This window comes from Sodalis sp. RH16, from assembly GCF_047324245.1.
GTDB classification, from domain to species: domain Bacteria; phylum Pseudomonadota; class Gammaproteobacteria; order Enterobacterales; family Enterobacteriaceae; genus Acerihabitans; species Acerihabitans ligni.
The window spans coordinates 2137696-2158621 of record NZ_CP178737.1 but is presented as its reverse complement, the minus strand read 5'-3'; the positions used below and the strand labels follow the sequence as shown (position 1 = coordinate 2158621).

The 20926-nt window shown below is 54.9% G+C and carries 20 protein-coding genes; 6 read left to right on the top strand and 14 right to left on the bottom strand.

What is annotated here, in order from left to right; genetic code table 11:
* Positions 1–159 precede the first annotated feature (159 nt).
* From ACL2XJ_RS09815 to ACL2XJ_RS09805, 3 genes are all read right to left on the bottom strand, one after another.
* Complete coding sequence (locus ACL2XJ_RS09815) at positions 160–1011, bottom strand: oxidoreductase (RefSeq protein ID WP_413726383.1); 852 nt, start codon at positions 1009–1011, stop codon at positions 160–162.
* Positions 1012–1089: 78 nt separating this feature from the next.
* Positions 1090–1659: a nuclear transport factor 2 family protein gene (locus tag ACL2XJ_RS09810; RefSeq protein WP_413726382.1), complete on the bottom strand. Its 570-nt coding sequence runs from the start codon at positions 1657–1659 to the stop codon at positions 1090–1092.
* Between the two features lie 11 nt (positions 1660–1670).
* Complete coding sequence (locus ACL2XJ_RS09805) at positions 1671–2522, bottom strand: oxidoreductase (protein ID WP_132923782.1); 852 nt, start codon at positions 2520–2522, stop codon at positions 1671–1673.
* Positions 2523–2637: 115 nt separating this feature from the next.
* On the opposite strand from ACL2XJ_RS09805, the gene ACL2XJ_RS09800 reads away from it, so the two are divergent.
* Positions 2638–3627 (top strand): LysR family transcriptional regulator, encoded by a 990-nt coding sequence (locus ACL2XJ_RS09800; protein ID WP_413726381.1) that lies wholly within the window; start codon positions 2638–2640, stop codon positions 3625–3627.
* A gap of 238 nt (positions 3628–3865) precedes the next feature.
* Positions 3866–4903, top strand: a complete 1038-nt coding sequence (locus ACL2XJ_RS09795; protein ID WP_413726380.1) for a hypothetical protein — start codon at positions 3866–3868, stop codon at positions 4901–4903.
* 142 nt (positions 4904–5045) lie between these two features.
* Here the strand turns inward: ACL2XJ_RS09795 and gntT are convergent, their stop codons facing one another.
* The 4 genes from gntT to ACL2XJ_RS09775 all read right to left on the bottom strand — a co-directional run bounded on the left by gntT (position 5046) and on the right by ACL2XJ_RS09775 (position 8601).
* Entirely contained in the window at positions 5046–6365 is a 1320-nt protein-coding gene (gntT, locus tag ACL2XJ_RS09790) for a gluconate transporter (RefSeq protein ID WP_413726379.1), read from the bottom strand.
* Between the two features lie 286 nt (positions 6366–6651).
* Positions 6652–7647 (bottom strand): gluconate operon transcriptional repressor GntR, encoded by a 996-nt coding sequence (gene gntR, locus ACL2XJ_RS09785; protein WP_413726378.1) that lies wholly within the window; start codon positions 7645–7647, stop codon positions 6652–6654.
* Positions 7648–7714: 67 nt separating this feature from the next.
* Positions 7715–8296: a DUF2867 domain-containing protein gene (locus ACL2XJ_RS09780; RefSeq protein ID WP_413726377.1), complete on the bottom strand. Its 582-nt coding sequence runs from the start codon at positions 8294–8296 to the stop codon at positions 7715–7717.
* Complete coding sequence (locus ACL2XJ_RS09775) at positions 8293–8601, bottom strand: hypothetical protein (RefSeq protein WP_413726376.1); 309 nt, start codon at positions 8599–8601, stop codon at positions 8293–8295. The genes ACL2XJ_RS09780 and ACL2XJ_RS09775 overlap by 4 nt, the downstream gene beginning before the upstream one ends.
* Positions 8602–8690: 89 nt before the next feature.
* Here ACL2XJ_RS09775 and ACL2XJ_RS09770 point away from each other — a divergent pair, with 89 nt between their 5' ends.
* Positions 8691–9620 (top strand): LysR family transcriptional regulator, encoded by a 930-nt coding sequence (locus ACL2XJ_RS09770; RefSeq protein ID WP_413726375.1) that lies wholly within the window; start codon positions 8691–8693, stop codon positions 9618–9620.
* Positions 9621–9730: 110 nt separating this feature from the next.
* Here ACL2XJ_RS09770 and ACL2XJ_RS09765 read toward each other — a convergent pair whose 3' ends face one another.
* Positions 9731–10426: a pirin family protein gene (locus ACL2XJ_RS09765; protein ID WP_413726374.1), complete on the bottom strand. Its 696-nt coding sequence runs from the start codon at positions 10424–10426 to the stop codon at positions 9731–9733.
* 428 nt (positions 10427–10854) lie between these two features.
* Here ACL2XJ_RS09765 and ACL2XJ_RS09760 point away from each other — a divergent pair, with 428 nt between their 5' ends.
* The gene (locus ACL2XJ_RS09760; protein WP_203524333.1) at positions 10855–12522 is read left to right on the top strand and encodes a methyl-accepting chemotaxis protein; all 1668 of its coding nucleotides are present in this window, start codon (positions 10855–10857) and stop codon (positions 12520–12522) included.
* Between the two features lie 173 nt (positions 12523–12695).
* On the opposite strand, the gene yigL is transcribed toward ACL2XJ_RS09760, so the two are convergent.
* Together yigL and pldB are read right to left on the bottom strand one after the other, a co-directional pair.
* Positions 12696–13496, bottom strand: coding sequence for a sugar/pyridoxal phosphate phosphatase YigL (gene yigL / locus ACL2XJ_RS09755; RefSeq protein ID WP_413726373.1), 801 nt, complete (start codon positions 13494–13496; stop codon positions 12696–12698).
* A gap of 52 nt (positions 13497–13548) precedes the next feature.
* Entirely contained in the window at positions 13549–14544 is a 996-nt protein-coding gene (gene pldB, locus ACL2XJ_RS09750; RefSeq protein ID WP_413726372.1) for a lysophospholipase L2, read from the bottom strand.
* Positions 14545–14698: 154 nt separating this feature from the next.
* Between pldB and rhtB the strand changes: the two genes are divergently transcribed.
* Positions 14699–15313 carry a homoserine/homoserine lactone efflux protein gene (gene rhtB / locus ACL2XJ_RS09745; protein WP_203524334.1) on the top strand — a complete coding sequence of 205 codons (615 nt, stop codon included), beginning with the start codon at positions 14699–14701 and terminating at the stop codon, positions 15311–15313.
* Here the strand turns inward: rhtB and rhtC are convergent.
* The 3 genes from rhtC to pldA all read right to left on the bottom strand — a co-directional run bounded on the left by rhtC (position 15300) and on the right by pldA (position 18757).
* Positions 15300–15908 carry a threonine export protein RhtC gene (gene rhtC, locus ACL2XJ_RS09740; protein WP_132923795.1) on the bottom strand — a complete coding sequence of 203 codons (609 nt, stop codon included), beginning with the start codon at positions 15906–15908 and terminating at the stop codon, positions 15300–15302. The two genes, rhtB and rhtC, sit on opposite strands and share 14 nt — an antisense overlap.
* A 73-nt stretch (positions 15909–15981) precedes the next feature.
* Entirely contained in the window at positions 15982–17820 is a 1839-nt protein-coding gene (gene recQ, locus ACL2XJ_RS09735) for an ATP-dependent DNA helicase RecQ (protein WP_132923796.1), read from the bottom strand.
* A 67-nt stretch (positions 17821–17887) separates the two neighbouring features.
* Positions 17888–18757, bottom strand: coding sequence for a phospholipase A (gene pldA, locus ACL2XJ_RS09730; protein ID WP_203524336.1), 870 nt, complete (start codon positions 18755–18757; stop codon positions 17888–17890).
* Positions 18758–18958: 201 nt separating this feature from the next.
* Between pldA and rarD the strand changes: the two genes are divergently transcribed.
* Entirely contained in the window at positions 18959–19867 is a 909-nt protein-coding gene (rarD, locus tag ACL2XJ_RS09725) for an EamA family transporter RarD (protein ID WP_132923798.1), read from the top strand.
* Here the strand turns inward: rarD and ACL2XJ_RS09720 are convergent.
* Complete coding sequence (locus ACL2XJ_RS09720; protein WP_413726371.1) at positions 19838–20893, bottom strand: AbrB family transcriptional regulator; 1056 nt, start codon at positions 20891–20893, stop codon at positions 19838–19840. The two genes, rarD and ACL2XJ_RS09720, sit on opposite strands and share 30 nt — an antisense overlap.
* Positions 20894–20926 lie beyond the last annotated feature (33 nt).

The window sequence follows — 20926 nt, the reverse complement described above, 5'->3', positions numbered from 1 at the left end:
GGTAGGCCCGCTACCACCGATCGTGCAACGAGCCTGTTGAAGGGAGACCGCGGCGATGGGGTCGAAGCGGCCATTGTCGGCCGCGGAGCGCCCCATGCCACGGTAGGCCCGCTACCACCGATCGTGCAACGAACCTCTTGAAGAGCGCCCAGCCCAAACTTATTCCCCTGCCGGGAAATCCGCCCCTTTAGTCACCTCGGCCCAACCGTCAAAATCCCGCTGCAGCAGTTGGATCTTTTTATAGGCATTCTCCAGAGCGGCATTACCCAACAGCAATCGCAGCGGCGGGTTATCCGCCTCCACCGCCTTGACGATGGCTTTCACGGCGCGCACCGGGTCCCCCATCTGTTTTCCGCTATAGCCCCGGCTGACCTGCGTCCGCTTATGGGCGGTCTCGGCATAATCGGCAATGGATTGCGGCGCTTCGGCGGCCGACCGGCCGGCCCAATCGGTCCGGAAAGGCCCGGGCTCGACAAGTAAAATGTTGATACCCAACGGCGCCACTTCCTGCGACAGCGACTCGGAAAGCGCTTCCACCGCAAATTTGGTGGCATGGTAAAAACTCAGCGCCGGGAAGGTGGTAATGCCGCCGATAGAAGAGATATTCACTATCGTACCGCTCCGCTGCTTGCGCAACGTCGGCAATACCGCCCGGCTCATGGCGGCCAGGCCCCAGACATTGATATCGAACATCCGGTGCACATCCTCCATCCGGCTCTCTTCAAATGAACCGAAATAACCGATACCGGCGTTATTCACCAAAACGTCGATCCGGCCAAAATGCTTCAGCGCGGCGCTGACGGCTTCGTCAATCTGATCCTGCTGCGTCACGTCCAGCTTCAGCACCAGGGCATGGCCTTCATGGCCGGCGATTAAATCCTGTACCTGATCGGGATTACGCGCCGTCACCACGGTGGGATAGCCCAGCGACAGGGTCAGCTCGGCCAGCTCACGGCCAAAGCCGGTGGAACAGCCGGTAATAAACCAAACCGCTTTTTGTTGTGATTGCATTTTCTTCTCCACATCTTGCAGTTTAAATATCGCACTCGCATCCTGTCCCCGCCAGCGGAAACGGATGGTTTGCATCCCTTAGGATGCGGGCTGTACGCGCTGCCAAAAATCATTAAACGCGATGCTGTCGTAAAAGGCGGTGGCGTTAACAATTTTGTTGCCCTTATAGGTTAAGAACCAGGCATACGTATTACGATAGGGTTTATTGTCCTTTGCCATGCCGGCGGCATCAAAATGCACGATCACCGTGTCGCCGTCGGTATAAATATTGCGAATAGTCGGAATCAGGCGTCCCGACATCCGGGCGTTGAAGGGGCGAATGACGTTTGCCATCAAATCCTCGCGGCCATTATAGGTCCGGGAAGCCAGCGAATGGCCTTCGATAGTCCAGGTCGCATTATCGGCAAGTTGCTCATAAGGGCTGCCGGTACCGTTTTTCCAGGCGTCGAACCCGGCGACGACCATCGCCTTGTTTTGCGCTTCAACGCCATTCTCTTCCGCCCATGTCGTCGGGACCAGCAACACCCAAGCCAAAACGACACAAAAACCGACGAAGCTGTTTTTTACATTGCCGAGACGGCGTTTAAAAATCAACATGACAGTTCTCCTTACATAATGAGGAATAGAAGTAATTGCACCGGCATTCATTCCGCTGTTGCTTATTCAGGAAAGTCCGTCGAGGCTGACAGCGCAGCCCAGGCGTTCATCTCCTGTTCAACCAAGGCATTTTTCTTGGCTATCGCCGCGAGAGTATCCGTCCCCATGGGCAATCTCAGGGGCGGCGTCTCGGCGTTAACCAGTTGGATCATCGCGGCTGCCAGACGGGCGGGATCGCCAGGCTGTTTATGATTCAGCGTGGCGGCGACCCGGCGTACCGCGCCTGCGGTCTCGTCATAATCGTCGATGATATGGGCGGATTTGCTCAGAGAAGAAGCATCGAGAAAATCAGTACGGAAATAACCCGGTTCCACCACCGTGACATGAATGCCCAAAGGCTTGAGTTCGTCATGCAACGCCTCGGATAATCCTTCGACAGCGAATTTGGTGGAGCAGTAAACGCCGAAACCGGCGGCGGAACGGTAACCGCCAATAGAAGAAAAATTGATAATATGCCCGGCGCGCTGCTGGCGCATCTGCGGCAATACCGCCTGGGTCATGCTCAGCAGGCCGAACACATTGGTGTCATACATCCGCCGCACATCTGACAGAGCCGATTCTTCAACCGCCCCCAGCAGACCGAATCCGGCGTTATTCACCAGCACGTCAATCCGCCCAAAGGTGGCGACCGCCGCTTTCACCGCGGCATGGATTTGTTCCGAATCGGTCACATCCATTTTCAGCGGCAATAGCCCGGGAGAGATGCCTAAACGCTTGACAAGGGCGTCGGGATTCCGGGCTGTGGCGATAACCGCGTCGCCTTCCGCCAGCGCGGCCTCGGCAACCAGGGCGCCGAACCCGCGCGCCGCGCCGGTAATAAACCACACGCGTTTGAATGCAGAATAGCTTTTCATGATTTTTGCCCCTGTATTTTGAAAGTGAAGAAAGTATAAAGAATGGTTTGTAATAAACTAGATGACATTTGCTAGACTGATAATCCGTATTTACTTGCGAATCACGGGACGGGCCATGAATGAAATTCGCGCGATAACCACTTTTATCCGGGCCGCGGCGCTGGGTAGTTTACGCAAGGCCGCCATTGACCAAGGGATTTCACCCCAGGCGGCCAGTCAGGCGGTGATGCAACTGGAAAATAGCCTTGGTATCCGCTTGTTCCATCGCACCACCCGCAAATTAAGCCTGACGCAAGAAGGGCAACGTTTTCTGGACAGCGTGAAACCCGGCATAGAACTGGTCACCGGCGCCTACGCCGCCGCGCGGCGGTCCACCGAGATCATTGAAGGACCGTTAAAGGTCAGCGCCCCGAGAGCGTTGGGTCTATCGTTGTTTCATACCTATTTCATGGCCTTTTGTGATGCCTATCCGGAAGTACAGCTGGATGTCCAGCTTGAAGACCGTTTCACCGATCTGGTGGGGGATCGGGCGGACGTGGGTTTCCGGGGCGGCGCCCTGCCGTCGGAGGGGGCCATTGCGTGTCATCTGCTGCCGATTCAGATGATCGTTTGCGCCGCGCCGTCTTATATTGAACGGCACGGGGCGCCGGCCTCAATAGAACAGCTTGCCCTGCATTCCTGTACCGGCTACCGCACGGCGAATACCGGAAAAATCGCCCCCTGGGAGTTTCGCGTCAACGACGAACTGGTATATCAGGACGTAACGCCCCGTTTTTGCACCAATGATATCGAAGGGGAGGCCCAGGCGGTGCTCGACGGGCTGGGCATCGGCCAGTTGGGCAGCTTCACCGCCGCCGAGCCTATCCGCAGCGGCAGGCTGATACCGCTATTGGTTCAGCATGTCACCGATCATGAAGGTATCTATATGTATTACGGCCAGCGGACGGAATTGCCGCTGAGGGTAAGGACCTTTATTGATTTTATGGTGAAGCATCTGGCGGGCAACCGCCGATTTTTTCTGGAGCCGGCTGAGTTAAGGGCGCTGGCTTTGCCACGGGATGGCAATGCATTGCTGCTGATGAAAAATACCAGAGATAATGTATGAACAGTTTATGTAGTACTGTTTATATAGAAATATGTCCATAAAATAATTTTTAAGATAATATTTCCGAGCAAATATGTAATTAAAATTAAATACAAAATAAACTTCCTGAAAAAAAATCTAATTCAACGTCTTCGGTCTTTATTTCTTAATTATTACCTGTAGGATGAAGCAGTGAGCCTATCTGCTCGACGCCATTATCCATTACGCTCCAACACTTCATATTCCGTAAGGGTGAGATATGCTCCCAGTATCCGCAAACCAGCAACCCCATATGCCGTTGCATATTCTCAACAACGAGAACAACACCTATTCCGGTTCGCCGGGAAAGAGGATGCTTGAGCTGCTTAAGATAAGCCTTAACAGCGGACATTCGCAACCTAACGCCCTAGAAACCGATAATCCTCTTTATACCCTCAACGGCGCTCAAAGAGAAGATTATATTAATGATCTGCACAATATTTACCTGTCATTGGCCTTGGAATCGTCTGCCGGCTCAGAGGGCACGAGAGTCACCTTATCAAATAATATGGTTTTCATTGTCGAAAATAACGGCGACGGCATGGTGCTGACCATCGGGGAAAAAATATATTTTGTTGACTATATCAATTTCGTAGAGATACCCATAATTATTGAGCGTTTTATCTTCAATAATAAGAATTTTTTCAAGGGCACCGATACTTACGCTACCGTATTGAAACATTATACTGAAAGAAAACATAATGAATTAGATATAATTATAAATATTCATGCCCAAATAGAACCACTCTGCTATGTGATCTCGGAATATTTACGCAGCGGCGCAACGGACCCACACAAATTTGTCTTACCTCCTTCACTTGAGTACATAGCCAAACGTAGCCTGCAAATTGATTTTGGCTGCCTTATTTCCGGCGAAAAAGACGTGATTTATATCGGTGATATCAACGTCGAGCAGTACAAAAGCTCTATAAATAAATCCAGCCTGTTTATCAGGGCATCGGAAAAAATGCTGAAAGAAAATGCGGATAACCTTCGGGATCACATCGTAAACGCCTATCCTCAGGGCTGCATTCTACAAATCAGCGGCGGAGTGGGACATTTCAGCTACTATGACGTCCAAAAGGATATCTTGTTTTCTGGCGGAAAAGCCATCAAGGGCCAAGGTATGTCCGGTATGGGTCTGCGGGATTATTTTGCCCACAGGTTTAATAGCGCAAATGTCCATCGAAAAGAAACGCTTATCCTGACCGATCATAACGCACAGGAGATGTTGGAAGTCTCTAACCTGATAGCGTAGGAACCGGGCGCAGGGACTGAAGATTTTGTCTAATTTGCGGCGACTGAGAGGATCGCAAATCGCCGGCGGGATGATGGGTGAATAAATCGTCCGGACACACTGACGGCGCATTACATTCCCGGCCGGGGGGCCGGGACGTCCGTTAGGCAATCGCCATATTCAGCAGCAGACAGCCTACCAGGCCGCAGACCGAAATAATGGTTTCCAGTACCGACCATGACCGGATGGTTTCCATAATGGTCAGGTTGAAATACTCCTTGAACAGCCAGAAGCCCGGATCGTTCACATGGGAGAAGATAACGCTGCCGGAACCCACGGCGATCACCATCAGCTCGGGGCTGGCGCCGGTGGACGCAATGAGCGGCGCGGCGATACCGCCGGCGGTGATGGCCGCCACCGTGGCGGATCCCAGGGCGATACGCAGGATGGCGGCGATGGACCAGGCCAGCAACAAGGGTGAAATTGAACTGCCCGTCATCAGCCGAGCGATATAGGTACCCACGCCGCTATCCACCAGCACCTGTTTAAACGCGCCGCCACCGCCGATAATCAACAGGATCATGGCAATGATCTTTACCGCGTCGCTGATGCTTCCCATCACCTGATCCACCGTACGGCCGCGGTTGATGCCAAAGGTAAAGATGGCAATCAGCACTGAAATCAGCGTCGCCATAATCGGGTCGCCGAGGAAATCGGCATAGGTCCGGATCGGGTGGCCGGCGGGCAAAGACATTTCCGCCACCGCGCGCAAGGCCATCAGCACCACCGGTATCAGCGAGGTCCAGACGCTGACGCCGAAGCTTGGCATTTCCGCATCGGTGAAGATTTTCGGGTTATACAGACCTTCCGGCACCGGTTTATCGATATCTTTGAGAAAGCGGCTGTAAACCGGGCCGGCGAGGATAACCGTGGGCACGGCCAAAATCGCGCCGAACAGCAAGGTCTTGCCCATATCAGCATGAAATATGGTGGCTATCGCCGTCGGTCCGGGATGGGGCGGCAAGAAACCATGGGTGACGGACAGCGCGGCCGCCATGGGCACCCCCACATACAGCAGCGGAATCCGCGCCGTCGCGGCGATACTGAAAACCAGCGGGATCATCAAGACGAAACCGATTTCGTAAAACAAGGCGAAACCCACGGTAAAGCCGGTCAATACCACAGCCCATTGAACGTTTTGCTTACCGAATTTTTCAATCAGGGTGGTGGCGATGCGCTGCGCGCCGCCGCAATCCGCCAGCAGCTTACCCAGCATGGCGCCGAAGCCGATAATCAGCGCCAGGCTGCCTAATGTCCCGCCGACACCATTTTTAATGGAATCAAGCACCTTGCTCACTGGCATTCCTTCAAGCACGCCGACCAATAGCGCCACCACGATCAAGGCAATAAATCCATTCAGTTTAAAACGAATCATCAGGAGCAGCAGTAATGCCACACCGACAGCAACGATAAAGAGCGGCATAAAAAATCCTCAATGGCTTTTTTTCCCGGCAAGGGTTTGAATTCCCCGGCCTTCGAGTAGTTATGCATTCGGGTTAGTGATGCGCAATTAGGGGTGATTTCCCAACCAACCGTTTGAGCATAGTAGTATTGGTGATGTTACCGGTATCATGATACCGGTAACATTCGCAGATAAGGAATCCACTCTGGAGACTAAATTAGCGTTTTGGGATGTGGATCATAAATATGACCCTGGTAAATGACGCTGCGATGAATAAGAAGAAGATGGGGGGTAATGAACAGGTGAATCAGATACTCTCGCCGGCCAGCAACGTAAAGCCAAGATCCACTTTTACCGGATCGACAACCTCGCCCCGTAACCGGGCCAGCAATTTTTCCGCGCCAAGGCGGCCCATCTCCTCGCGAGGTGTGAGCACGCTGGCCAGTTTGGGTTGCATGACCTGGCCTATATCATGGCCGTGGAAACCCGCCACCGCAATGTCCTGCGGAATGCGCAGGCCGAGCCGCTGGCATTCAAACACCGCGCCGATGGCCAGGTCGTCATTGGTGCAGATTATGCCGTCGATGGCCGGATACTCTTGCCGAGCCTGGCGCAACAAATCCACGCCGGTGGAATAGGACGATGACTCGACGATCATTACGCTATGGACAGGCAACCCCTGTTCGCGCATGGCCTGTTCGTAACCCCGCTGTTTGATAATGGTGCGCTCATCCAGGCGGGCGCCGAAATAGACAATATGGCGGTGGCCGCGATCCAGCATCAGCAGCGTCATCTGCCGCGCCGCTTCGAAATTATCGAAACCCACCGCGATATCCAGGCACGGCGAGACGCTGTCCATGATCTCCACCACCGGGATACCCGCCACTTCAATCATTTTCAGGGTACGGGGCGTATGGGAACGCTCCGCCAGGATCAGGCCGTCGATATTATAGGACAACAGCGAGGTCAGCCGCAGCTCTTCCGTTTCCGGCTGATAACCGTAGTGGGCCAGCATGGTTTGATAACCGTTGGCATCGGTGACGGTTTCAATGCCGCGCAGCACCTCGGCGAAAACCTGGTTGGTCAGCGAGGGCAGCAGCACGCCGATAGCCCGGCTGGTGGCGTTGGACAGGATGTCCGGCGCCCGGTTGGGGATATAGCCCAGCTCGTCCAGCGCGCCGGCGATTTTACATTGCAACGCTTCGGAAACCAAAGCCGGGTTGCGCAGATAACGGCTCACCGTCATTTTGGTGACGCCCACTTTATCGGCAACATCTTGAAGACCCGGTCTTTTTTTCTTCATTAGCGTGATAACGGCCCCAGCTCGGAATGGGGTGTAGTTTAGCAAAAAAAACCGGCGGCGAGTATGTTTATAGCGAAAGCCCCGAGGGCGCGGGGGCAATCCACTGCTTCGAACGCCGCAATCCATTCTTGACCACCAAAACGTGAAACGGCGTAATGACGTTAAGATAGGCGCGGCCAAGAGGGTTGTGGCAATGGACAATGCTCGTGGCCACCAGCTGGTAGCCCGATTTATGCGCCGGCGCGGCGCGGATCAGCAGAGAAAGGCTGAAATCCAGATGCCGGTCATCGGCGCCGAGGATAATCTCATGGGGCGAACGCGATTTGACGGGGAAAAAATCGATGGGGCTTTCGTGGCCGGCCCGCGCCTCGCGGCGCAGTTCACCGGAGGTCTTCAGACCGAAACCGGACACGGCGATATCCCGCAGCGCCAGAAGCGTGCGGACCCAGAGAGCGGGATGTCCGAGTACGGCGCCGGCCCACTGGTTTATATCCAGGGAGGCGTGAGGCGGTATCGCTACGGCGAACGCATCCGCCAGGTCGGCGCCGGCCGCCAGCGGCGCGATGCCGCTTTCGGCCGGTAAAGGAACAGACCTGACCCGGCACAGGTCCCAACCGTCGATTCCCGGCAGTATGCTGGTCCGGTTCATTGAGGAGCCATTATTGTTTTATCGAATACCGCCTCAATAGGTAGCCAGGGGCCCAGATGGACCACCCGTCGTTCCAGCAGGCCGGCTTTGATCATCGGCAGTCGGTCCAGTTCGATATGGACATCGGCCACATCCGCCGCTTCGTAAATCAACGTCACCTCCGGCGGACTGGATTGAAAATAGCATTCACGCAGTTGTCCGTTCCGATACGCACCCCATATGGCTATTTCCTCTTCAATAGCATAAGGCGCGAACTCGGCTAAGGTCCGTTGTGCGGCTGGGGTTAACAGGGCTAAGAATTTCATATTCATCTCCTTTTCAACGAGAGACAATGATTATCGATGGTTAATAATGGTACTGGTAGAGACTTGTGGTTCATGTTAGTGTTGAATTCATGTCAATACCGCCGTTACCCTCCGGACTGCTTCAGCTGTTATGGTTTGTCCGTATTGTCGAAGCAGGTTCCTTCGCTGAAGCCGCCCGCCGGGCAGGCACAACCACGTCATCCATGTCAAAAGCCGTCAGCCGGTTCGAAAAGGCCCATGGCGTTCGCTTATTGCACCGCACGACTCACTCCCTCTCCCTGACTGATGAGGGGGATCGTTTGCTGGTGGAAGGACGCCGTTTGATAAGCGAGCTCGCGCAGGCGGAAAATCTGCTGGCGGACCTTGGCAACGGCGGCGCCTCGGGACGGGTTAGGATAGCCGCTCCGGCCGCGTTCGCGCGAAGGTGCATTATGCCTGAGCTGCCCGTTTTCCTGAGAACGCATCCGGAAATCCAGATTGAGCTGCAGTTTGGCGACGATATCGCGGATCTGGCTGCGCGGGGCATCGATATCGCCATTCGCGCCGGTGAGCTCGGCGGCTGGCCGGGCTATGTTTCCCGTGAACTCTACCGGTTTCCCTGGATAGCCTGCGCCTCCCCGGACTATCTCCAGCGCCATGGCATACCGGACACACCGTCGGCGCTGTCATCCCATGCATTGATTGGTTTTAGAAACAAGGCCACCGGCCAGATTGATAACTGGCATTTTACCTCGCCGGCCACCGGGGACGATGTACGCCACATTCCGCGGGCGGAGCATGTATTCGATGATGGCGAAATGGTTTGGGAGATGGTCCGCGCCGGATTCGGCATCTGCTGGGCGCCCTCATGGCTGGGATTGGATGACCTGCGCAGCGGCAGGGTGGTGGAAATCCTGAAAGAGTGGCGGACTGATGCGTCAACGCTCTCCGCCGTGCGCCTGCAAAGGCGATTAACTCCCAGGCGGACACAAATCGTGATGGATTTTATCGCCGCCTTGCCGTCGTCCTGGCAGGTTTGACCGCTGGGAAACCGCCGCACGCTTGGCAAAAAAACAGGCTTTCGGCAAGATACCGAAAACCTGTCCGTTCACCGCCCGTTTGCCGCTTTCTCATTGACAAAACGCATCCCTTATACCGGCGGTAAATCAAATACCAGTATTTCACTGTCCTCTGTGGCCCGCAGGGTTAAGACGCTTTCATCCCATATCGCCAGCCCGTCGCCGGCATGCGCCTGTTGCCCATTGATATCCACTTGGCCGCGCACCACCTGGATCCAAACCCTGCGGCCGGGTTCCAGCGCCAGCGTGTCCTGCGCCTCGGCTCCCAAAGCCCAGCGGGTCAGGGTCATATCCTGGAATACCTTCAACGAGCCTTCCCGCGCATCCGGCGACAGCACCAGTTGCCGTCCCTGCGGCGCGTCAAAGCGGCGCTGTTCGTAGCGCGGCGTCAGGCCGGCTTCTTGCGGCAGGATCCAAATCTGGTACAAGTGCAGCGGAACGTCGTCACGGCCATTGTATTCAGAATGGCGTATGCCGGTACCGGCGCTCATGATCTGGAACTCACCGGCATGGATTTGTTCTTTATTGCCCATGCTGTCCTGGTGTTCCACCGTCCCTTCCAGTACGTAGGTCAGGATTTCCATGTCCTTATGCGGATGGGTCCCGAAACCTTTACCTTCCGCGATACGGTCTTCGTTAATGACCCTTAGAGCGGAAAACCCCATGAAATTGGCATCGTAGTAGTCGGAAAACGAAAACGAATGCCAGCTATCCAGCCAGCCGTGGTTGGCATGACCCCGATCTTTTGCAGCACGTAAATAAATCATGTTCAAGTCTCCTCAATGTTTTTTACAGTCTATCCCTGGGCTGAGAATATGAAAGGATAAAAAACTCACCGCAGACATCAAAAAATTTGAATGTATCAAGCCGGTAGCTTCAGAGGTTTTGCCTGCAGATAAGGACGCTGGAAGATTCACTTTTTTTTCAGATAACGTACCGATAGATAAACATCGCTTTACAATCATATAACTATAATCGATCAATAAACAAAACATGATAGTCGCCGCCTATCATAAAATTTTCTAAGAAAGATTAAACCGATCAAAATCGTAAAGAAGCGCTCCGCCTATCCGATAAGTAAGCTGAGTGCAGAAACATCGTCTTCATTTTCCACGTTAGGAAAGCGCATTCCCCCATCTGAAACGACACACAGGGATAGGGGTTATGAAATGGCTGTAGTTATCTAGGAGTGAGTATGAGGCTTGCGAATATAAAAATTGGTCGCAGATTAACGATAGGTTTTACGTTGCTATTAATCTTAATTCTACTATCCGGCGTAATATCCATCTTTAATCTTGCTAAGTTCAATAAAAACATCATTCGTATCGTTTCAGTGGACTACCCGGTCACTGTCAGCGCAAATAATATCGTCGACGAATTCAATCAAATTATAGCAACGCAGCAATATATTCTGCTGGCTGCCGACACCACCGGTGTCAACCACCAAATCAATCATATAATAGATATTCGGAAACAGATCGGAGAAGAATACGATTCAATGGCGAGCGCCCTGACGGATCCGCCCTCCATGCAGATTTTGAAAGACCTCATCACCGTACGGCAGGATTTTATCGCGTCCAACAAACGTTTCGAGGCCGCTATGCTCAGCGGAGATAAAACGACGGCGACCCGCGAGTTTATGGAGACATCTTTGCCCCTTATTGCCGAATACCGTTCGGGAATAAAAAAATTCATTGCCCTCCAAGATAGTAAAATGCTCAATTCCCAGTTCCGGGTTTCAGAGGATTTTAAATTAATCCGTTTGGTGCTGATAATATTGATTCTCGGTAGCCTCGCCATGGGTATCCTCATTGCCTGGCGCATTACGCTGAGTATTACCCACCCGCTTCAGCGGGCGGTAAACGTGGCCAGGAAGGTGGCGGAAGGCGACTTGACCGGCTCGGCAACCATCACCGCCAAGGATGAGACCGGCTTATTGCTGCGGGCGTTGGAAGATATGAATATCAACCTGCATCGTATTGTACAGCGTGTCAGGGATGGCGCGGAGGCGATTGCCGCTGCCACGGCTCAAATCGCCTCGGGTAATCAGGATCTCTCATCACGCACCGAGGAACAGGCTGCTTCCATCGAGGAAACCGCGGCCTCACTGGAGCAATTGACTTCAACTATCAAGAACACGGCGGCGAATACCGCCGAGGCAACGGATGTGTCGGCGCGGGCGTCCGGCATAGTGAAACACAACGGTGAACTGATGGGGCATGTCACGGACAAGATGCGCAGCATCCGCAAATCATCGGAGTCTATGTCGGAAATCATCGGCGTTATCGACAGCATTGCGTTCCAGACCAATATTCTGGCGCTGAATGCCGCGGTCGAAGCCGCCCGCGCCGGCGAAAACGGTCGCGGTTTTGCCGTGGTGGCCAGTGAAGTAAGGGCCTTAGCCCAACGCAGCGCAACCGCGGCCAAAGAGATCAAAAACCTGATTGATGAATCCGTCAATCAGATACATGACGGTATGAAACTTGTTGAAGAAGCGGGTACTTCTATGGCGGACATGGTGGCCAACGTGAACAATGTCACTGATATTATCAAGGAAATTTCCCAGGCCAGTAACGAACAAAGCGACGGCATTCACCAAATCAATGTCGCTGTCGGACAGATAGACAGTTCCACGCAACAAAACGCGGCGTTGGTGGAAGAAGCAGCCTCGGCGGCAGTTTCACTTCAGGCCCAGGCGGCATCCCTGACGCAAATAGTCAGTACGTTCAAACTGACTTCAGCCTCGCTGGCCGATGCCCTCTCGCACCATGAGGCGATTGAGGACAAACCTTCCGCGGACCAGGACCCGCAGCCGGCCAAAGAGGGGCAACCGGGCAAAGGGGAAAGCTGGGCGTCATTCTGAGGTTTGACATTGGCCTTACGGCGCGCAAAAAAAAGCCGGCACCCAAGCCGGCTCAAGTATTACTGGAAGCAATGTGAGCAATGTCGTGCTTTCGCGGCTTCCTCTCAGCAGAGAGGAAATCCGGAACGCATGGAGATAATAATCATTATCATTCGCACTTGTAAAGTCTTTTTTTAGCCCAGATACATCTTTCGCAATAAACGGGACACGGCTTCTTCTTCATTGGTGCCAATCACTTCCAGCTCGGGCAACAGCTCCTTCAGGCGCTGATGGGAATTACCCATGATAAAACCTTTGCCGGCCATGGCCAGCATCTCTTTATCATTCATACCGTCGCCAAAGGAGATACAGTCCGCCAAAGAGTAGCCGATGGTTTTAGCCACCTGATCCAGCGCATGGCCCTTGGAGACCCCGCCGGCCATGACTTCCAGACAAACCGGCAGCGAGAAGCTGACATTGACCCGATCGCCCCAGCGCGCATTGAGCGCGGCTTCCAGCTCCGTTAACCGGTCATGATCGTCACTGGTGTAATACACTTTGCAGATGCCGTCAGTGGGCAGCATGCCCGGTTCGAACAGCTGGTAGTTGAAATCTGACTCCCGGAAAAAATCCTGCTGATCGAGGCGATCACGGTTCATATACCAGTCATCACGGCGATAAACGTTGGTGAGTATTTTCGGATCGTCATGAACCAGGCTGAACAGCTCGCCGGCAATATCGCTGTCCAGATCGTGGGCGAAAATCAGTTCACCGTCGGGATTATGCACGCGAGCGCCGTTGGAGGTGATCATATAGGCGCAGATGCCCAGATTATCGCGGATTTGAGACACATCAATGTGGTGCCGGCCGGTGGCGAACACAAAATGAATATCCCGGGCGGTGAGCAGTTGCAAAGTTTCTTTGGTGTAAGGCTTGAGGGTGTGGTCCGGCGCAAGCAGGGTACCGTCCAAATCAGATACGACAACGTGAAACATGATTCTTGTTAAACCTCTGGCGTTAGCGACGGTGAAGACCGCCGGAATAAAATTAATGATGCCGCGCGAAAAAAGCGGTGATGATGTTCAGCGCCTGGGCGCGCAAGGGATCCTTCTCGAACAGTATCTCGTGCCGGGCGCCTTCGATCCTGACGGGTTTATTTCCTTCACATGGGTGACCGGCGTCGGCCATGGCCCGGCAGAAAGCATTCTGGCTACGGTTATCCACAACCTTTTCTTCACCGGCCTGGAGCAGCAGCAGCGGCGTGGTAATGGCGGCGGCCTTGGCCAGGATATCGTTGCCCGCCAGAATTCCCTCCCTGACCCAATGATAGGTCGGGCCGCCAATCCGTAATTCCGGATCGTCGGCATAAAACCGTAAACTGCGCCGGTAGCGTTGCCAGCTGTGGGTCAGCAAATTAAGCATAAAAGGCATCGGACGCCACTGGCCGGTGCCGATTGCGTAATAATCGCGCATGGCGGGCCGCCGTTCGGTCCATTCCAGTATCTTCCAGGCCAGCCAGTGCGGCATCGGTAAACGGATACCGAACATGGGGGCGCATAATACCGCGGCATCGCAGGATTCAGGGTAGGCGGCCAGGAACAAAGCCAATATCGCGCCCCCCATGGAGTGCGCCAGGGCGAAACGGCGGCTGTAACCACCTGTCTCAACGTAACATTGCCAGAATTGAGTAAAATCCGCAATATAATCATTGAATTGCAGAACATGTCCGCGATGGGTATCCGCCAGCAGGCGGCCGGATCGCCCCTGGCCGCGATGATCGATTATCATCACATCATAACCGCAATGGTACAAATCATAAGCGATTTCAGGATATTTAACGTAGCTTTCGATGCGGCCGGTGCTGATAACCACCACTTTATTATGGCGGGGAGAACGTAAACGGACAAAACGAATCGGCATACCCTGGGCGCCGATAAATTCGCCCTCCTCGCGCCGGCGCCAAAAATCCAACAGCGGGCCGGTGTAAAAAGCAGCGAATTGTTCTTCGCGTGTCAACCAGCTCTGTTTATGTCCTGAAACCACCCTTGATACTCCTGGCATGACGCGGGGCAAAAGAATTAAGGTCCGGCGCGCCGGAAAATATTGCTGTAAAGTAGAGGAAAAGCTTACATTGTAATACAACCTAAACTATTCGGGTTGCAGTGATATTAAAATACCTATATAGGGAGCGCATTTAATGACCTGGGACTGGTGGCTTACCTATCTCCTGACCACAACCCTCCTCAGCCTTTCCCCCGGTTCCGGCGCCATCAATACCATGAGCACCGGCATCAGCCATGGCTATCGGGGCGCCGTGGCGTCCATTGCCGGGCTGCAGGTGGGCCTGGCCACGCATATTCTGTTGGTGGGTATCGGGCTTGGAACGCTGTTCTCGCATTCCCTGCTGGCATTTGAAATCCTGAAATGGCTGGGGGTGGCTTATCTTTGCTGGCTGGGCATCCAGCAATGGCGCGCCGCCGGCACCTTTACCCTTGCCGCTCCGCCAGGCAAAATGCCGCGCCGGCAATTGTTCCGGCGCGGTGTTTTTGTCAACCTCACCAATCCCAAAAGCATCGTCTTCCTGGCGGCGCTGTTCCCGCAATTTGTCCTGCCGCAACATCCCCAGGGGGCGCAATACCTGGTGCTTGGCGTTACCACCCTGGTGATGGATATTATTGTCATGATTGGCTATGCCGGCCTGGCAACCCGCATTGCCCATGCCCTGAAAGGACCCCGTCAAATGCGGCGGCTAAACCGCACTTTCGGCTCGCTGTTTATCATGGTGGGCGCGCTGCTGGCTACCGCGAAATAATCAGGCTGATGCCAAAACCGGCGAAAAATACTCCCGCCACGCCGTCTATCCAGCGCGCCAGGCGCTGGTAGCCGCGGCGCATGGCCGGCAGGGCGAACACTATCGCCACCAGCGTGAACCAGAACAGGGTCTCGCCGACGATCATGAAAAACAGGCCCCAGCGCGCGCCGGCGGCGACATTATCGCCGACGAACAGCGAGAAGACGCTGCCGAAATAAATCAGCGCCTTGGGGTTGGCCAGATTGGTAAACAGGCCGCGCAAAAAGCTATATCCCTGATGCGGCAGCGGCTCGGCGGTTTGTGTCCCGGGATGGCGGGCGGAACGCAGCAACTGCCAGCCCAGCCAGCAAAGATACATACCGCCCCCCACCGTGATAATGCTATGCAGCCACTGCATTTTCGTCAGCAGCAGATGCAGGCCCATTAACGCCAGCGCCGCCCAAACGGCAACGCCGAGGCTGATGCCCAGCACGCCCAGCATGGCGTCGTGGCGGGAACGGCTGACCGCGGTTTGGGAGATGAAGAAAAAATCCGGCCCCGGGCTCATCAGCGCAATCAGATGGACCATGGCCACGGTGGCGAACAACATTAACATTATCTACTCTCCTCTCTACCCGTCATACTTCAAGCTGCAGGTGTGTGGGTATCTTGATTCTATTCTCGGCGCATCAGCGCACCGGCAGCGCGTCGTCGTCAATCAGGTGATCGCGGATGATCGTCAGGAAAGGCATGCCGAAACGATCGAGCTTGCGGTGACCGACGCCGTTCACCCTTAATAAATCATTGGCGGTGACCGGCAATTGTTCCGCCATTTCCAGTAGAGTGGCATCATTGAACACCACATAGGGCGGCACGTTGGCCTCGTCCGCCAGGGACTTGCGCAGTTTACGCAGCTTGGCGAACAGTTGCCGGTCATAGTTGCCGCCATAGGTTTTCGGCGCGCTGCGGGATTTCAGGTTCGCCACCCGCGGCTCCGCCAGCATCAGAGGCACTTCGCCCCGAAGCACCGGACGGGCCGATTCGGTCAACTGCAGCGCCGAATGCCGGGTAATATTCTGGCTTACCAATCCCAGGTGAATCAACTGCCGCAGCACGCTGACCCAATGCTCGCTGGTGCGATCGCGGCCGATGCCGTATACCGGCAGCTGGTCATGGGCATATTCCCGTATACGCTGGCTATTGGCGCCGCGCAGCACCTCGACGATATAGCCCATGCCGAAACGCTGCCCCACCCGGTAAACGCAGGAGAGGGCCTTGCGGGCCTCTTCCAGCCCGTCGTAGCGCTTCGGCGGATCGAGGCAAATGTCGCAGTTGCCGCAGGGCTGCTGGCGGCCCTCGCCGAAATAATTCAGCAACACCAGCCGGCGACAGGTTTGCGCTTCGGCAAAGGCGCCCATGGCGTTGAGCTTATGGCGCTCGATATCCTGCTGCTCGCCGGGAGGTTTTTCCTCAAGGCAGCGGCGCAGCCAGGCCATATCCGCCGGATCGTAAAATAAAATGGCTTCCGCCGGCAGGCCGTCGCGGCCGGCGCGGCCGGTTTCCTGATAATAGGATTCGATATTGCGAGGGATGTCGTAATGCAGCACAAAGCGCACATTGGGCTTGTTGATGCCCATTCCGAAAGCCACCGTGGCCACGACGATCTGCAGATCATCGCGCTGAAAGGCCTCCTGCACCTGCCCGCGCCGATCGTTACTGAGGCCGGCATGATAGGCATCGGCGCTGATGCCCTTGCTTTGCAAGCGCGCGCTGATATCTTCCACCCGCGATCGGCTATTGCAATAGATAATACCGCATTTGCCGCGCTGCCCCTGCACAAAATGCCACAGCTGTTCGAAAGGTTTGTATTTTTCCACCAGCGTATAGCGGATATTGGGGCGATCGAAACTGCTGATTTGAATCAGCGGATCCTGCAAGTCCAGCAGGCGGACAATATCCTGCCGGGTGGTATCGTCCGCGGTGGCGGTAAGGGCAATAAACGGCAGACCGGGGAAATGCCGCTTGATTTGCCCCAGCGCCCGGTATTCCGGACGGAAATCATGGCCCCATTGGGAGATGCAATGGGCTTCATCCACCGCAATCATGGCCGGTTGCCATTGCAGCAGTTGATCGAGCATGTTGTCCATCATCAGACGCTCGGGGGCGATATAGAGCAGTTTGATGCGTCCTTCACGGCATGCCGCCATGATTTCATGCTGCTGCTCGCGGGTCTGGGTGGAGTTCAGGCAGGCGGCGGCCACGCCGTAGGCCAGCAGCTGATCCACCTGATCCTTCATCAGGGAAATCAGCGGCGAGACCACCAGCGTCAGCCCCTCCATCACCAGGGCGGGTATCTGGTAGCATAAGGACTTGCCGCCGCCGGTGGGCATAACCGCCAGACAATCCCTGCCGCCCATGACGGCATTAATCAATGCTTGCTGACCCGGCCTGAATTGCTGATAGCCGAAGGTGTCGTGCAACACCTGTTCAGCCAGCGCTTCCCGATCTATCACCAACGCCGTCGACACATCATCCCCAACTTATTCCCTGCAGAACAGCGCCATTTCCCGCGCCCGTCATTAACACCGCAACATTTTACATCATGTCGTTAAGCATGAAACCCACGCCGATTCGGGTTTGGCGGTGATTATAATCAATTAGCGACTCGCCGTAACCACTAAAAAGCTGGGTGTAGAAACGTACGTGTTTGGTAAGAGGATAGCTCCAACCCAGCTGGCCGCTGCCGTAACCGCTGTTCCAGTTATAATGGCTCTCCACCGAAAACACGCTGGGTCCCCAAGCGTAGCCGATTTTCAGACGATAATAACCCATGTACTTGGAGATATCCGGATTATCATCCATGCTGCCGAAGTGCAGCCAGGGTTTCAGCTCCACCTGCCAGTTGCCGTTTTGCGCCATCAGGCGGGTATAGGCGCGGTCCCAGCTGCGTGAAGTGGGATCCGACCGGCCGTTGGACTGATGGTTGACGCCCACTTCCACATCCCGCAGTGTCCAGCCGGCGAAATCATAGTCGGTAGCCCAGCCGAGAAACAGCTGCGGTTCATAATTGGTTTCGCGAAACGGTGAGGACTCTTTGGTATTGGAGGCCTGCCACCAGGATCCCTGGGTATAGGACGCCGCCAATAACGAGTTGTCGCCGGCGATACCGCGCCAGAGGGGGAATGCCAGGCTCAGTTGGAAATCAAGTTCATCTTTGCGGGCATGATCGGACCAGTCGTAGCTCTTGATGGCCTCTTTATTGATGTCGCTGGTATAAGTGTAAATCAGATAGTTACTTTCATAGGGATAAAGAAGGAAAGGATTATCGTGGTCCTGCAGCAGATTGGCGATAATACTGCCTCGGACCGGGGGTGCATCCGGAACGGTTTTTACTGTCGCTTCTTGTGCATATACAGCGGTGGATGATCCTGCCAAAAGTACTGCGGCCCCCAAAAGCTTACGCATATTTTTTATCTCCTAAGTGCGCAACGCAAAAAGTATGCAATTGAATTAGTTTACACACAAATAGCTATTTTCATTAACGATAAGCTTTTATTTATCACGATTTGCCAAAACATGATTTTTTTTAACGAAAACCTTACTCTCTGCCAAACCCGACGGGCTTGGCTTATACTTGCTGGCTTCTTTACTGCCGTTGGTTGATTCATGTATAAACAATCCACGCGCCGAGGCGTGTTATGCGCGCTCGGCGCATACTTGATTTGGGGACTGGCGCCGGCCTATTTCAAGCAGATCCAGCAGGTGCCCGCCACCGAGATCCTGACCCACCGGATTATCTGGTCGGTATTTTTCATGGCGGCGTTGTTGACCCTTTGCGGCAAATGGGCGCAGGTCAGGGCAATATTCCGCCAGCGCAGGACGCTGCTGATGCTGGGCCTGACCTCGCTGTTGGTGGGGGGCAACTGGCTGCTGTACATCTGGGCGGTGAATCATCGCCATATGCTGGAAGCCAGCCTCGGTTATTTTATCAACCCGCTGGTGAATATCCTGCTGGGCATTCTGTTTCTCGGCGAGCGGTTTCGGAAATTGCAATGGCTGGCGGTGCTGCTGGCGGCATGCGGCGTGCTGATGCAGCTGTGGAGATTCGGTTCGCTGCCGCTCATTGCCCTTGGCCTGGCCTTCAGCTTTGCCTTTTACGGCCTGCTGCGAAAGAGGCTCGGCATCGACCCGCAAATCGGCATGCTGATTGAAACCTTATGGCTGTTGCCGGTGGGCGCCTGGTATCTGTTCTACTTCGCCGACAGCCCCACCAGCCACCTGGGGGATAACAGCCTGTCGCTGAATCTGCTTCTGATCTCGGCGGGGATCATCACCACGGTGCCGCTGCTGATGTTTGCCGACGCCGCCAATAATCTGCGGCTTTCCACCCTGGGGTTTTTCCAGTATCTCGGCCCGACGCTGATGTTTTTACTGGCGGTGTTCTGCTATGGCGAGGCCATGACCCAAGACAAGCTCTACGCGTTCAGCTTTATCTGGCTGGCGCTGGCCGTGTTTATCTTCGACGCCGTGCTTTGGCAGAAAAAATCACGCCACGGGCGGCGCGGCATTGCGTGAAATAAAGCGCGCTATGGCCGGGCCGAGCAACAGGATGGAGAGTAGCCGCAGGCTCTGCATGGCCATTACAAAACTCATATCCGCATGGCTGCCGGCGGCAATAATGGCCACAGTGTCCAATCCGCCCGGGCTGGTGGCCAAATAGGCGGTAAGCAGGCTCACCGGCAGCAAGAGGGTCATAATCCAGGCCATCACGCTGCACAGCAGAATCAATCCCACGATGGACGCCACCATCTGCGGAAGGGTTTTCAAGGCTTGCAACACAATGGCCGGGGTGAACCGCAAGCCGACGCTCCAGCCGATAAAAGCATAGGCCAGCGCCAATAGCCACTGCGGGACCTGTATGGTAAGGGTACCGGTAATATGCAGCATCGCCCCCGCCAGCATGGGAATCAGCAGCGCCCCGGCCGGTATATGCAGTTTTCTGCCCAGCCAGGCGCCGACGGCGGCAATGATAAGCGTCGCGGCAAAACGATAGTCCAGTGGGGGAAACCAGATTATCTCCGCCGACGCGTTATTCTGCGCGCCGAGGCTGAGGTGGGCTACCATCGCGGCGGCCGCCGCCACAAACAAGACGCGCAGGTATTGCATAAACGCCACCAGCCTGACATCCGCGCCGAACTCCCCCGCCATGGCCACCATGGCCGACGCGCCTCCCGGCGAGGAGCCCCATGCCCCGGTAGGTCCGGGCAGGCTGCTGAACCTCACCAGCAGGAAGCCGGACAGGCCGCTGGCCACCAGCGTCATCAAGACCACCACTACCACCAGCCACCAATAGGATACCAGGATCCCGAGAATGGACGGAGAGAGCACCAAGGCTATCATGCAGCCGATCACCGCCTGGCAAGCGATAAAAACCTTAGGCGAGATATGCAGGGTTGATCCGGACAGAGCCATCACCACGCCCACCAGCATCGGGCCGAGCAATAGGGCGGCCGGCAGGTGATACAACTGCAGGGCGGACCCCAGCGCCAACGAGAAAAACAGCAATATCAGCCACTGGAGAGATAACGGCAAATGTTTCATTGTTAATTGTCTGTAATGCTAAAACATATTGTT